At 67.2% G+C, this 13251-nt stretch carries 14 protein-coding genes and 1 riboswitch; of the genes, 4 read left to right on the top strand and 10 right to left on the bottom strand.

Annotated elements, in window-relative coordinates:
• The first annotated feature begins 38 nt into the window (after positions 1-38).
• The gene (locus tag AC3ZI9_RS11310; RefSeq protein WP_444555719.1) at positions 39-269 is read left to right on the top strand and encodes a phosphopantetheine-binding protein; all 231 of its coding nucleotides are present in this window, start codon (positions 39-41) and stop codon (positions 267-269) included.
• Here AC3ZI9_RS11310 and AC3ZI9_RS11315 read toward each other — a convergent pair.
• The 5 genes from AC3ZI9_RS11315 to AC3ZI9_RS11335 all read right to left on the bottom strand — a co-directional run bounded on the left by AC3ZI9_RS11315 (position 266) and on the right by AC3ZI9_RS11335 (position 5777).
• The gene (locus tag AC3ZI9_RS11315; RefSeq protein ID WP_444555715.1) at positions 266-1585 is read right to left on the bottom strand and encodes a deoxyguanosinetriphosphate triphosphohydrolase; all 1320 of its coding nucleotides are present in this window, start codon (positions 1583-1585) and stop codon (positions 266-268) included. The two genes, AC3ZI9_RS11310 and AC3ZI9_RS11315, sit on opposite strands and share 4 nt — an antisense overlap.
• Positions 1578-2720 (bottom strand): tRNA dihydrouridine synthase DusB, encoded by a 1143-nt coding sequence (dusB, locus tag AC3ZI9_RS11320; protein WP_444555720.1) that lies wholly within the window; start codon positions 2718-2720, stop codon positions 1578-1580. The genes AC3ZI9_RS11315 and dusB overlap by 8 nt, the downstream gene beginning before the upstream one ends.
• Positions 2721-2839: 119 nt before the next feature.
• Positions 2840-3751 (bottom strand): GNAT family N-acetyltransferase, encoded by a 912-nt coding sequence (locus AC3ZI9_RS11325; protein ID WP_444555716.1) that lies wholly within the window; start codon positions 3749-3751, stop codon positions 2840-2842.
• A gap of 75 nt (positions 3752-3826) precedes the next feature.
• Positions 3827-5212: a glycine--tRNA ligase gene (locus tag AC3ZI9_RS11330; RefSeq protein ID WP_444555717.1), complete on the bottom strand. Its 1386-nt coding sequence runs from the start codon at positions 5210-5212 to the stop codon at positions 3827-3829.
• Positions 5213-5315: 103 nt separating this feature from the next.
• A complete protein-coding gene (locus AC3ZI9_RS11335) occupies positions 5316-5777 on the bottom strand; it encodes a DMT family transporter (protein ID WP_489924039.1) in 462 nt (153 codons plus the stop codon).
• A 47-nt stretch (positions 5778-5824) separates the two neighbouring features.
• Between AC3ZI9_RS11335 and AC3ZI9_RS11340 the strand changes: the two genes are divergently transcribed.
• Positions 5825-6817 (top strand): IS481 family transposase, encoded by a 993-nt coding sequence (locus AC3ZI9_RS11340; RefSeq protein ID WP_489923507.1) that lies wholly within the window; start codon positions 5825-5827, stop codon positions 6815-6817.
• Here AC3ZI9_RS11340 and AC3ZI9_RS11345 read toward each other — a convergent pair.
• Entirely contained in the window at positions 6799-7431 is a 633-nt protein-coding gene (locus AC3ZI9_RS11345; protein WP_489923588.1) for a DMT family transporter, read from the bottom strand. The two genes, AC3ZI9_RS11340 and AC3ZI9_RS11345, sit on opposite strands and share 19 nt — an antisense overlap.
• A 59-nt stretch (positions 7432-7490) precedes the next feature.
• Between AC3ZI9_RS11345 and AC3ZI9_RS11350 the strand changes: the two genes are divergently transcribed.
• Positions 7491-7718: an RNA-binding S4 domain-containing protein gene (locus AC3ZI9_RS11350; RefSeq protein WP_444555768.1), complete on the top strand. Its 228-nt coding sequence runs from the start codon at positions 7491-7493 to the stop codon at positions 7716-7718.
• An 18-nt stretch (positions 7719-7736) separates the two neighbouring features.
• Here AC3ZI9_RS11350 and AC3ZI9_RS11355 read toward each other — a convergent pair whose 3' ends face one another.
• Positions 7737-8381: an alpha/beta hydrolase gene (locus AC3ZI9_RS11355; protein WP_444555769.1), complete on the bottom strand. Its 645-nt coding sequence runs from the start codon at positions 8379-8381 to the stop codon at positions 7737-7739.
• Between the two features lie 115 nt (positions 8382-8496).
• On the opposite strand from AC3ZI9_RS11355, the gene AC3ZI9_RS11360 reads away from it, so the two are divergent.
• Positions 8497-9387 (top strand): SGNH/GDSL hydrolase family protein, encoded by an 891-nt coding sequence (locus AC3ZI9_RS11360; protein WP_444555770.1) that lies wholly within the window; start codon positions 8497-8499, stop codon positions 9385-9387.
• A 13-nt stretch (positions 9388-9400) separates the two neighbouring features.
• On the opposite strand, the gene AC3ZI9_RS11365 is transcribed toward AC3ZI9_RS11360, so the two are convergent.
• The 3 genes from AC3ZI9_RS11365 to AC3ZI9_RS11375 form a co-directional block, all read right to left on the bottom strand.
• On the bottom strand, positions 9401-10375 hold the full coding sequence (locus AC3ZI9_RS11365) for an IS481 family transposase (RefSeq protein WP_301497610.1): 975 nt from the start codon (positions 10373-10375) through the stop codon (positions 9401-9403).
• Between the two features lie 126 nt (positions 10376-10501).
• On the bottom strand, positions 10502-11677 hold the full coding sequence (gene metX / locus AC3ZI9_RS11370; RefSeq protein WP_444555266.1) for a homoserine O-acetyltransferase MetX: 1176 nt from the start codon (positions 11675-11677) through the stop codon (positions 10502-10504).
• A 17-nt stretch (positions 11678-11694) separates the two neighbouring features.
• A complete protein-coding gene (locus tag AC3ZI9_RS11375) occupies positions 11695-13056 on the bottom strand; it encodes a bifunctional o-acetylhomoserine/o-acetylserine sulfhydrylase (protein ID WP_444566231.1) in 1362 nt (453 codons plus the stop codon).
• A gap of 67 nt (positions 13057-13123) precedes the next feature.
• Positions 13124-13240, bottom strand: a riboswitch (SAM riboswitch).
• Between the last annotated feature and the right edge of the window lie 11 nt (positions 13241-13251).

Here is a 13251-nt window from a genome sequence, read left to right on the forward strand (position 1 = left end):
TGGAATGGGTTTCGGCACGCTGCGGCGTCGTGACGACGATGCAGCACCTCGGCGGCCAGTGGAAGCTGCAGACCGTGATCCGCGAGTCCGCAGCCCTGCTGGGCATTCCCGCCGCGGAGATCACTGCCGACTCCGATCTGGCCGATCTGGGTCTGGACTCGGTGCGGTTCATCCAGTTGGTCATGAAGCTCAAGAAGCAGGGCCTGGACGTCCCCCTGGAACGTCTGGTCCAGGGCGGACCGGTCTCGGGCTGGCTGAAGGAGGTCTAGAAGAGCTCGAGGCTGAAGGAATGGCCCTGCACCAGGGTGGCGTGCCATTCCTTGGCGGAGGAGTCCGTCAGGCTCGCGACCTGGTCGATGACCGCCCGCAGCCGGCCGGCATCGTCGGTGGCGCTGGCCCAGTCCTCGGCGAAGAGCGGTTCGAGATAACGGTCCCCGGTGTCCTCCAGCAACCCGACCAGTTCACCCAGCACCTCGAGCTGGCGCTGGTAGATGGGCTGGCGTTCCTGGCTGGTCATCACGTAGGCGGCGGCGAGCCCCTTCATCGCGGCGATCTCGTGATCGGTTTCCTCGGGGATGATGAGGTGGCCGTTGAACCGGGTCAGCCGGGTCGGCCCATAGACCGCCCGGGTGGCGTCGAAGGCCGACTGGCAGAACCTGCCGATGAACTGGCTGGTCATGTCCTTCAATGCGGCTGCGCCCTTGCGGGACTGGTCGTAGTGCTCGACCCATTCACCGGTGGCCTCCAGCCGGGCCAGGGCGCCGTCGATGGTCGCGGTATCGACCTCGGGCAGATACCAGCGTTGGGTGCAGTCGATGACCCGCGCCCGCTGGTCCGCATCACGGATCCACCGCAACTGGAAACGGCCGGCCACGATCGCGTCCTCCACATCGTGGACCGAATAGGAGATGTCGTCGGCCAGATCCATGACCTGGGCCTCCACGCATTTCTGCCGCGGCTCCGGGGACACGGTGGCACCGCCGTCGTGCCCCGAGCGCAGCCAGTCGAAGACGGGCAGGTCATCTTCGTAGACACCGAATTTTCCGGTCTGCCGGCCGTTGACGATGGGGGCCTCGCTCCGCCGCCACGGATATTTGCAGGCGGCGTCGAGGGTGGCACGGGTCAGGTTCAGACCTGCGGGTTCGCCGTCATCACGGAACTTCTTGGTTTCCAACCGGGTCAACAGCCGCAGGGTCTGGGCGTTGCCTTCGAATCCGCCGATGCCGGCGGCCAGTTGGTTCAGGGCCTTCTCGCCGTTGTGGCCGAAGGGCGGATGCCCCAGGTCGTGGGAAAGGCAGGCGGTGTCCACGACGTCGGGGTCGCAGCCCAGGGTGGCCCCGAGTTCGCGGCCGACCTGGGCGACTTCGAGCGAATGCGTGAGCCGGGTGCGCACGAAATCATCGGACATGGGGGCCACGACCTGGGTCTTGGCCCCCAGCCGGCGCAGTGCCGAGGAGTGCAGGACGCGGGCCCGGTCGCGTTCGAAGCTGGTGCGGTAAGCGAGCTTCTCCGGTTCGCCGACCCAGCGTTCCTCGTCGAAGGGCGTGTAGCCGGCCGGGCTGCGGCGGGTCTGCCGCTCAACCACCTGACACGTCCAGTTCGGCGGCGGAGATCATCGCACGGTGCTCCTCGTCCATGGACCTGCTGTCCAGCCACCCGTCGGGCAGATGCGTGCGTTTCGGCGATCCCGCCCGGCCGCGGGGGCCTTCGGCGCTGCCCCCGGGGTAGGGCACGTCGGCATCGAGTTCAGCGAGCAACTCGGCCAGCGAGTCCAACGTCTCCACGGCGGCCAGGGCCGCCCGCAGGTCCCCGCCGACCGCGTAGCCCTTGAAGTACCAGGCCACGTGTTTGCGGATGTCCCGAAGCGCCTTGCCCTCGTCCTCGAAGTACTCGACCAGCAGTTCGGCGTGGCGTTGGAAGCTGGTGGCCACCTCGGCCAGCCCGGGACGGAACCGGCGATCGAATCCCTCGAAGGCGGCCTGAAGGTCCCCGAAGAGCCAGGGCCGGCCCTGGCAGCCACGGCCCACGACGATGCCGTCGACCCCGGTCTGCTCGACCATGGCGACGGCGTCCTCCGCGCTCCAGATGTCCCCGTTGCCTAGCACGGGGATATCGGGCAGGGCGTTGCGCAGTTCGGCGATCGCGTCCCAGTCGGCCTTCCCGGAATAATGCTGGCCCGCCGTGCGCCCGTGCAGGGCCACGGCGGCGACGCCGGCATCACGGGCGATTTTCCCGGCCTCGATGAACGTCAGGTGGTCCTCGTCGATGCCCTTGCGCATCTTGATGGTCAGCGGGACGTCCCCGCGGGCTGCTTCGCGGGTGGCGGCTTGGATGATGGAGGTGAACAGATCCGTCTTCCACGGCAGGGCTGCTCCCCCACCGCGCCGGGTGACCTTGGGGACCGGGCAGCCGAAGTTCAGGTCGATGTGGTCCGCGCGGTCCTCCTCGACGATCAGCCGCACCGCGGCGCCGACGGTGGCCGGGTCCACCCCGTAGAGTTGGACCGAGCGGATGCCTTCGTCGTCATCGTGGGAGATGATCCGCAACGACTGTTCATTGCGTTCGACCAGCGCGCGGGAGGTCACCATCTCGGAGACGAACAACCCGCCGCCGTACTCCCGGCACAGGCGCCGGAAGGCGGCATTGGTGATGCCGGCCATCGGGGCCAGGACGACGGGGGTGTCCACCGTGAGATGGCCCAGTTGCAGCGGGGGCAGCATCAGTTGGGGCGGGGTCGGGGTATCGGGGGTAATCACGCTCACGACCCCATTGTGTCAAGAACGGGCCGATCCTCCGAATGCCGCCGCCGGGAAGGGCCCTCCCCGGCGGCCTGGGTGCATTAGTTGGCGACGATGATCGTCGTGGTCACCACGGTCGCCGATCCGGCGGTGATCAGTTCATCGGTCAGATCCGCGAGCGGGGCCATGGCGTCGTCGACTTCGAGCTTGACCGGGTACTGGTGGGCCAGCATGGCCAGCAGACCGCGGACCGCCTCACGGGCCTCGGAGTCGGAAAGGGAGGGGTCCCAGCCCATGAGCACATCGGCCGGGGCGTCGACGCGGTCGGGCTCGTAGCTGATCGCGAAGGAGAGGATCTTGCCGCCGGATTCCTTGGGCTTGTCGCGCAGCACGATGGCGCCCTTGGCCCCGGTGGCCTCGTTGAGCAGCATGGTCTGGGCACGGCCCAGGGTCATCTGCGCCCGGTCCCACTCGTGGACCGCGTTGTAGAAGTCCGCGACCACCTGGGAGAGCTCCACCGACCCGGTGGCGGCCTCCTCCAGGGTCAGTCCTTCGTCCTCGAAGACCGGCAGGCGCAAGGAGTCCGGTTCCACGACGACCCCGCGGGACCTCTGGATCTGTTCCTGGCCGAGGGAGACCGTGAAGGCGGCCGCTGCTTCACCTTCGGCGCCTTCGACCGTGTACCTGGACTTCAGTGCGGTGACCCCCGACGGGGCCGGGAATTCGCGCAGCCGCCGCAGCAGTTCGGTGGCGACCCCCTGGCGGCGCAGGCCCGGGGCGACCTCCACGAAGAACCACAGCCGGTCGGGGTGCAGCGAGGACTCGAACAGCGTGCCGGCGCCGACCGGGACGCCCTCGTCGACGGCGACGAGCGTGCGGGCCCACGGGTCATCACCATCGGCACGGAGCATCGTGCGGTCGATATGGGCCTGTGGTGTGGATGGATCCCCGAGGATCTCCAGGAGGGCCAGGTCGTCGCCTTCTTGCCACGGCCGGTAGGTGAGGTTGCTCATGATGCTCCTGATGCGAGTTGGAGGTGGTGAAACGACTGCGGGCCGGCCACCGTGGGGTGGCCGGCCCGTGGGGGCTCAGGCGCCGAGTAGACGCGTGGCCAGGTAGGACTTCACCTGGTCCAGGGCCACTCGTTCCTGGTTCATGGTGTCGCGTTCACGGATGGTCACCGCGTGGTCCTCGAGCGTGTCGAAGTCCACGGTGATGCAGAACGGGGTGCCGATCTCATCCTGGCGACGGTAGCGGCGGCCGATGGCCCCGGAATCGTCGAAGTCCACGTTCCAGTGCTTGCGCAGCTCGGCGGCCAGTTCCTTGGCTTTGGGGGTGAGTTCCTCGTTGCGGCTCAACGGCAGCACCGCGGCCTTCACCGGGGCCAGCCGCGGGTCCAGCTTGAGCACGGTGCGCTTATCGACGCCACCCTTGGAGTTCGGGGCCTCGTCCTCGGTGTAGGCATCCACCAGGAATGCCATCATCGCGCGGGTCAAGCCGAAGGAGGGCTCGATGACGTAGGGGGTGAACCGCTCGCCGGTGGCCTGGTCGAAGTAGCTCAGTTCGGTGCCCGAGCCTGCGGTGTGGGCCCCCAGGTCGTAATCGGTCCGGTTGGCCACCCCCATCAGCTCGCCCCATTCGGAGCCCTTGAAACCGAAGCGGTACTCGAAATCGACGGTACCCGCCGAGTAGTGGGCGCGTTCCCCGTCGGGGACGTCGTACTGGCGCATGTTCTCCGGGTTGATGCCCAGATCCAGGAACCAGGCCCAGCAGGCGTCGATCCATTCCCGGTACCAGTGCCCGGCGTCTTCGGGGGCGGTGAAGAACTCGATCTCCATCTGCTCGAATTCGCGGGTGCGGAAGATGAAGTTGCCCGGGGTGATCTCGTTGCGGAAGGCCTTACCGATCTGGCCGATGCCGAACGGGGGCTTCTTGCGCGAGGTGGTGAGCACGTTGTTGAAGTTCACGAAGATGCCCTGGGCGGTTTCGGGGCGCAGGAAGGTCAGCCCGGCTTCGTTGTCCACCGGGCCGAGGTAGGTCTTGACCAGGCCGGAGAAGAGCTGCGGTTCGGTCCAGCCGCCCTTGTTCCCGCAATCCGGGCAGGCGATCTCCGACATGCCATCGACCGGGTCGCGCTTCTTCTTGGCGGTGAAGGCCTCGATGAGGTGGTCTTCGCGGTGGCGTCGATGGCAGCTGGTGCACTCGACCAGCGGGTCGGTGAAGGTCGCCACATGCCCCGAGGCCTCCCAGACCGCCTTGGGCAGGATGACCGAGGAGTCCAGGCCGACCATGTCGTCGCGGCCGCGCACGAAGGACTGCCACCACTCGCGCTTGATGTTTTCCTTCAGTTCGGTCCCCAGCGGGCCGTAGTCCCAGGCGGAGCGGGATCCACCGTAGATCTCACCGGCCTGGAAGACGAAGCCGCGCCGTTTGGCGAGGGAGATGACCTGATCGAGCGGGGACTGGGGCGCCATGAATTCAACTCCAATGGTTTACGAGGCCGCTGGTTGCGGTCCGTAGCGGGGTAACAATATCGGCCAAGCCTAACGTGATCGCCGTGTCCGCAGGCAATTTCACCTACCGGCGCCCCCGCGTGGGCCGGGCCAGCCGTCCGGCCGGGACGCTGGCCAGGACGACGGCGGCCAGGGTCAGCAGGGTGCCCAGCAACGTCGCCACGGCGATGACGGTGCCCGGGGCCGGCAGGATCAGGTCGATGGCCAGCGAGCCGACGAGTTGTCCGGCGATCATGCATAATCCGGAGATCAGCACGCCCAGGGATTTGACCAGCAGGGCGCCGATGGCGATGAACACGCAGCCGAAGACCCCTCCGGTGTAGAGCCACCATTCGGCGGGGAAGGACAGCTGGTGTTCACCCCCGAGGGAGCTGAGGCCCCACAGGATGAACAGGGCGGTTCCCCCGACGAGGAAATTGACCAGGGTGGCGGTGATGGGGGTGCCGTAGGTGTACTGCCCAGCAACGTTGGTTGAACTCGTGCGACGACACGGTCTGAATTGATGGGATGACGAAGGCCCCCCGATGTGGAGTGGAGCTGTCTAAGAAACCGCTTCACAAACAGGAGGCCTTCATGTCCCACGCTAATGCAGCCCTGACCCCCAAAGCACGTCTGAGAATCGCCAAGCTCATCGTTGACCAGCAGTGGAGCGTCTCCACCGCAGCGAAAATGTTCATGGTCTCCTGGCCCACCGCCAAACGCTGGGCCGACCGCTACCGAGCCCACGGCGCGGCCGGGATGGCCGACAAGCCCAGCAGACCCCGGACAAGTCCTGCACGCACCCCGCAGGCAGCGGTCAAACAAATCGTGGCACTGCGCTGGCGCAAGCGCTTGGGGCCCGTCCAGATCGCCTACCGGCTGGGCCTGGCTGCCTCGACGGTGCACGCAGTGCTGGTACGTTGCCGGATCAACAGGCTGCGCTATATCGACCGGGTCACCGGTGAGAAAATCCGCCGCTATGAGCACCCCTATCCGGGATCGATGATCCACGTGGACGTCACCAAATTCGGCAATATTCCCGACGGCGGCGGGCACCGGTTCGTGGGCCGGCAGGCCGGAGACAAGAACCGTGCAGCAACCCCGGACAAGCCCCGCAATGCGAACCACACCCCGAAAATGGGAACCGCCTTCGTGCACACGGTCATCGATGATCACTCGCGTATCGCCTATGCCGAGATTCATGATGATGAGAAGTCGGTAACGGCCATCGCGGTACTGGAACGGGCCGTGGCGTGGTTCGCTGCCCGTGACGTCGTCGTGGAGCGCGTGCTATCTGATAATGGGTCCGCCTACCGCTCGCATGCCTGGCGTGACGCCTGCGCCGAGCTGGCCATCACGCCCAAGCGGACCCGCCCTTACCGGCCCCAGACCAATGGGAAAATCGAGCGGTTCCATCGGACCCTGAACGACGGTTGGGCCTACGCCAGGTTCTATGGCAGCGAGGCCACCCGCCGCGAAGCACTGCCGGATTGGATCCATGCGTACAATCACCACAGGCCCCACACTGCAATCGGGAACCAGCCACCAATCAGCCGCTTAACTAACGTCTATGGGCAGTACACGTAGGCGGCGGTCTGGGTCCCGTTCATGGCCTGCTGGAACCCCATGAACAGCCCTGCGGTGAACGGCAGGAGCACCGGCACCAGCCAGGAGAGCCCGTCGGCGGAGGATTCCAGCCGGGGCGATACCGCCCACAGTACGGCGATGATCATCAGTACGGCCCCGGCCATCCGCCGGGCGGTGATGAAGCGTTTGCCCCCGGGGCCGAATCCGACCCGGTCGACCATCAGCCCGCTCATGGTCTGTCCGGTCACGATGGCCACGGTGAACAGTGCGACGCCGATCAGGGGCACCGCGTGGCTCTGTCCGAAGACGATGTAGCCGCCGCTGATCCCCGCCAGCAGGTACCAGCGTGGGAATTCTCGTCCGGCCACGGCCCGGCGCATGGCCACCAGTCCGGCCCGCCCCCGCGGCAGCAGGACCGAGGCCAGCATCATGACCACGGTCCCGCCGGCGAAGCTGATGGCCGCCGCGGCGTTCGGGTCCCCCATCCGTTCAGCGAGCCCGCCGTTGATCCGGCCCTGGATGGGCATCATCAGTCCCCCGATGATGGCCAGGACCAGACCGGCCCATAACGGAAGGTGCCGGGCCTTCGCCCGCGGAGCAATCACTGGGTTCATCGTTGGACATGCTATCGCCGCGGTGGCGGCCGGACCTGCTCGTGACGCAAGATGGTCTCATGACAGCAGAACAGCCCCGGCCCATCAGCATCCGCGACGATTCGATCCGTTTGGGGCAGCTACTGAAGCTGGCGAGCCTGGCCGAGGACGGTTTCCATGCCAAGGAGCTCATCGAAAACGGGATGGTTCAGGTCAACGGTGAGATCGAGACCCGCCGGGGCCGGCAGTTGAAGATCGACGATGTGATCGCCCTGGCCGACGAGTCGGTGATCGTCACCTCCGAGTAGGCGCGACTCCGCCGGGTCCTAGTCCAGCACGTGGTGGCGCAGGAACTCGCCCACATGCTTCATTTCCGGTTCCGATACGCTGTGGCCCATTCCGGCATAGAGCATCTTGGTCAGGTCGGTGTGTTCCCCGGCCCAGTCCAGGGTGAAATCGATCTTCTCCTCGGTGATCACCGGGTCGGCTTGTCCGCGTCCCCAGAACATCGGCGTCCGGGCCGCCTTCGTGGCCTGGTCGTTGAAGAATTCGTGTCCGGCGGCCTGGATCGCGAATCCCGACAGTCCGACGACGGCGTCGATCTCCTCCGGTCGGTGGCGCAGGACCGAGGTCGCCACGGCCATCCCCATGGAGAAGCCCAGGAGCGTCACCGATGCGTGCTGTTCCTTCACCTCCTCCAGCCAGGCCCACACCTGCTGCACCGACTCCACGACCTTCTCCAGCGAGTAGTCCAGGTCCTCCATCAGCGGGAACCAGGTGTAGCCCGGGCCCATGGCGTAGGGGGCACGCACCGAGGCCAGGGTGAATTCCTCCGGCAGCATCGGGGCCAGGCCGATCAGGTCCTTCTCATGGGAAAGGTAGCCATGGAACAGGACCAGCAGGGGGGTGCCCTCCCGCTCGGATTCGGGGCGGGACCAGGCAACGACGGGCTGGGGCAAAGTCTCAGTCATGCGGCCATTGAATCACGCCGGCGCGCCCGGCCACAGGACGCGGCATCGCTTCCGGCGTGCCTGCCGGTCGTGTCCCGGGGTGGTAAACCCGGGCGCCCGGTGAAATGATGTACCCGTGAGTAACAATGATGCTTCCTCCGCACCGGACCAGTCCGACCCCTCGTCCACGTCCCCCGGCGACGCGATCCGCCACCCCTGGCGCCGCATGGTCTCCCTCGGCGACTCCTTCACCGAGGGCATCGGGGATCCGGATCCGCAGAGCCCCGGCGGACACCGTGGCTGGGCCGACCGTGTCGCCGAGCAGCTCAGCCGGCAGGCGGAGGACTTCGCCTATGCCAACCTGGCGATCCGCGGCCGGCTGCTGGACCAGATCCATGAGGAGCAGCTGGAACCCGCCCTGGAACTCCGCCCGGACCTGATCACCATTTGCGCCGGGGGCAACGACGTGCTGCGCCCCGGTGGGGATCCCGATGCCCTGGCGGTGACCATGGACCGGTTCATCGGCGAGCTCTCGGCCACCGGGGCCACGGTCCTGCTGTTCAACGGCCCCGATATCGGTGAAACCCCGGTCCTGGGCTCGATGCGCGGCCGGGTGGCCATCTACAACGAGAACTTGCGGGCCATCGGCGCCCGCCATGACGCGGTCGTCGCCGATATGTGGGCGATGCGCCAGCTCCACGAACCCCGGATGTGGGCCCCGGACCGGCTGCACTTCTCACCGCTGGGCCACCACACCATTGCGATGATGGCCCTGGATGCCCTCAACGTCGAACACGAGCTCACGGCCTTGGAGCCGAGCCCCTCGGAGCCCAAGCCCTGGAGGGTGGCCCGGCGTGAGGACCTGGTCTGGGCGCGCACGCATCTGGCGCCCTGGGTGCTGCGGCGGCTTCGGCACCAGTCCAGCGGTGACGGAATCACGGCCAAACGCCCGCAGGCCATGCCCTTTTCCCCGGGCGGGACCCCCCACAGCGTGGGTGCCGGGGATCCGCGCAACGACGCGGACTAGGTGTACTCGGCCATCAGGTTGGTGACAGGCGGCTGGTCGGGGGTTTGCCTCCGAGTGCGGTGTGGCGTCGGACAGTGTTGTAGACCTCGAGCCATGGGGCAAGGGCAGCGCTACGGTCGGCGTTGGTGGTGAACACCTGGCGGTAGGCCCATTCGGTGGCCAGGGTTCGGTTGAACCGCTCGACCTTGCCGTTCTGCCATGGGCAGTGCGGTTTGATGAACTTGTGCTTCGCGCCCAGATCGCTGATGGCGGTAGCGAAGTCTTCTGAGCGGCGGTACGACCAGTGGTTGTCGGTGATCACCCGCTCGATCTGGGCGATGCCATGGACATCAAAGAACACCGCTGCACGTCGCAAGAACCCCGCACAGGTGGTGCCCTTTTCGTCACCGAGGATCTCGGAGTACGCCAACCGGGAGTGGTCGTCGACCATCGAGTGCACGTAGTCATAGCCGATCCGGGCCTTCTTCTTCGCCGCGGTTGACCCCATCTGGCGGCCATGGGCTTTCCACCCACCGCCGTCAGGGATCTTGCCGATCTTCTTCACATCGACATGGACCAGCTCACCGGGCCGGTCGCGTTCGTAGCGCACCGCTGTGGTCTTCGAGGCCCGGATCACCTCACCGGTCAACGGGTCACACTCGCGTAGATAGGGGACCGCGTGGCGGCGCAGCACCCGCGAGACTGTGCGAGCTGGGATGTTGAGGTCAGCGCCGATCCAGTCCTGGCCGTGTCGTTGCTCGTGGCGCAGCGCCACGATTCTTTCCTCAACCTCGACCGAGGTCTGGCGTGGACTGTGGTGCGGGCGCGAGGACCGATCGAGAAGGCCCGCAGAACCCTCACTACGGAACCGATTGATCCATCGGTGCGCGCACTGACGAGACACACCCTGGGCTCGCGCAGCATGCGCGACTGCCCACCCCTGGACACAGACCCGCTCTACGAGCAATTGCCGGCCACGCAAGTTCAGCCGGGCATTACGGTGGGACATGAAGACCTCCGGACGGTTGGCGACTTAGACATCACCCACCGCACCCGGAGGTCTTCGCTACGTCAAGAGCCCGGGACCGTCACCAACCTCCCGGCCGAGTACAACTAGGTTCCCGGGGCGGGGCCCTCAGGCGTAGAACCCCGAACGAAGGACCTGGTTCAACTGTTCGATGTCGGTCAGGAAGCCATCGTGGCCGATCGGTGAATGGATGTACTGGACCTGCGGTGTCTCCGGCAGGGCAGCGGCCAGGCGCTCGGACTGCTGCGGGCCGTAGAGCCGGTCGCTGTCGACGGCGGCGATGAGGAATTCCACCCCGCCGGTCCGGGCCAGGGCGGCCTCGACCCCGCCCCGTCCCCGTCCGACGTCATGCCCCACCAGTGCCTCGGTGAGCACGATGTAGGAGTTCGCGTCGAAGCGGGTCACCAGCTTGCCGGCCTGGTGGTCCAGATAGCTTTCGACCTGGTACCGGCCCCGGTCGAAGCCGGGGCTGCCGAAGGGGTCCTCCTCGGCCTGGCCCTCGTGCCCGAAACGGATCTCCAGTTCCGGCTCGGAACGGTAGGTGATGTGGGCCAGCCGGCGGGCGATCCCCAGCCCCGCGAGGGGGCCGGTGCCACTGCCCCGGGCCACGGTGCCGACGGCGTCGAGGGCGCCGGCCGAGGGCGCCGCTCCGTAGAAGTCGCCACCGGAGAAGTCCGGATCCAGCCGGATGGCCTGCGTCTGGATCTGCCCGAAGGCGATCTGTTCGGCGGAGGCGACCGCGGTGGCCGCAATGACGGCGCACCGGGCCACGCGTTCGGGGTATTCCACCGCCCATTCCAACGCTCGCGCTCCACCGAGGGAACCGCCCAGGACGGAGTGCCAGCGTGAAATGCCCAGGTAGTCGGCCAACCGGGCCTCGGTGCGCACCGAATCCCGCACCGTGGTGAACGGGAACCGGGAGCCCCAGGCCTGCCCGTCGGGGTCGAGGCTGGAGGGCCCGCTGGAGCCATAGCAGCCGCCGACCATGTTCGGGGCCACGACGAAGAACCTGTCGGTATCGATCGTCTTTCCCGGACCCACGAGTCCTTCCCACCAGCCTTCTTCCTGGCTGTGCCCCCGGGAGACATGGGTATCCCCCGTCAGGGCGTGCAGCAACAGCACCGCATTGGAGGCCCGGGCGTCCAGGGTCCCCCAGGTCTCGTAGCCGATCATCACCTCGGGCAGCCAGCCGCCGGTCTCGAAGCGGTAGCCGCCGATGGGCACGCATTTGAGGATGCCGTCACGGATCAACGGCGCCCCGGGGGCCTGACGTCGTTCCCTCACGTCGCCGACGCCCTGGCTCACCGGACGGCCTGGACTTCCGGGGCGGCCTCTGCGGCTTCGTCCCCGGCGGCGGCCGCGGCGGCGAAACCGACCTCGAGGTCGGCGATGATGTCGTCGATGTGCTCGATGCCCACCGACAGGCGCACCAGTCCGGCTCCCACCCCGGCCGCGGCGCGTTCGGCGTCGGAGAGCTGGGAGTGCGTGGTGGAGGCCGGGTGGATCACCAGCGAGCGCACATCGCCGATGTTGGCGACGTTGGAGTGCAGTTCGAGGCCGTCGACGAAGGCCCGGCCGGCCGGTTCGCCGCCGGAGATCTCGAAGGCCAGGACCGCGCCGACGCCCCGCGGGGCGTATTTGCGGCCGAGTTCGTACCAGGGGCTGGAGGGCAGGCCGGCGAAGGCGACGGAGTCGACCTGGGCGTGGGCCTCGAGCCATTCGGCGACCTTCTGCGCGTTGGCCACATGGCGTTCCATGCGCAGGCTCAGGGTTTCCAGGCCCTGGGCGATCAGGAAGGCGTTGAACGGGGAGACCGCCGAACCCAGATCGCGCAACAACTGGACGCGCGCCTTGAGGATGAACGCCAGGTTCGCCCCCAGGGCGCCGTCGACCCCCAGATCGCGGGCGAAGACCAGCCCGTTGTAGGACTCGTCGGGGGTATTGAATTCCGGGAAGCGTTCCGGGTCGGCCGCGAAGTCGAAGTTGCCCGAATCAACGATGGCCCCGGCGACGGAGGTTCCGTGCCCGCCCAGGTACTTCGTGGCCGAGTGCACCACGATGTCGGCACCGAATTCGATGGGGCGGACCAGGTACGGGGTGCCCAGGGTGTTGTCCACGATGAGCGGGACCCCGGCTTCGTGGGCCACCGTGCTGACGCCCTCGATATCCAGGACGTCCTGGCGCGGATTGGAGATGACCTCACCGAAGAATGCCTTGGTGTTCGGTTTCACCGCGGCCCGCCAGGAATCCAGGTGGTCGGGATCCTCCACGAAGGTGACCTCGATGCCGAGGCGCTTCAACGTGTGCTTGAACAGGTTCTGCGTTCCCCCGTAGAGGCTCGGGCTGGCCACGATATGGTCCCCGGCTCCCGCGAGGTTGAGGATCGAAAGCGTGGTCGCCGCCTGGCCCGAGGCCAGCAGCAGGGCCCCGACCCCGCCTTCGAGGTCGGCGATCCGGGTTTCGACGGCTTCCTGCGTCGGGTTGCCGATGCGGGTGTAGATCGGCTCGAGTTCCTTCAGCGCGAAGCGTGCTGCGGCACTCTCGGCGCTGGGGAAGACATACGACGTCGTCTGGTAGATCGGCGGCGCCCGGGCCCCGGTGGTGGGATCCGGTGCCTGTCCGGCGTGGACCTGGCGGGTTTCAAAAGACCATGATGCAGACATTTCTGTCCCCTTCTACGACTCAGGGGCCCCTGTTCCACGGCGGTCCCGGAAGGGAACGCCGGGAGGTGACCCGCGCTTGTCCGTTCTCCTTGTGGAGGCGAACCAGGTCTTCACCCGGGGCACCCCACCGCGAGTGGAGGGTTGCCGGCCAGCAAACCGGGGTTTCGCGCTGGCACTCATGACCTGCCTCCAGTG

The organism is Arthrobacter sp. AOP36-F1-5 (assembly GCF_058137995.1).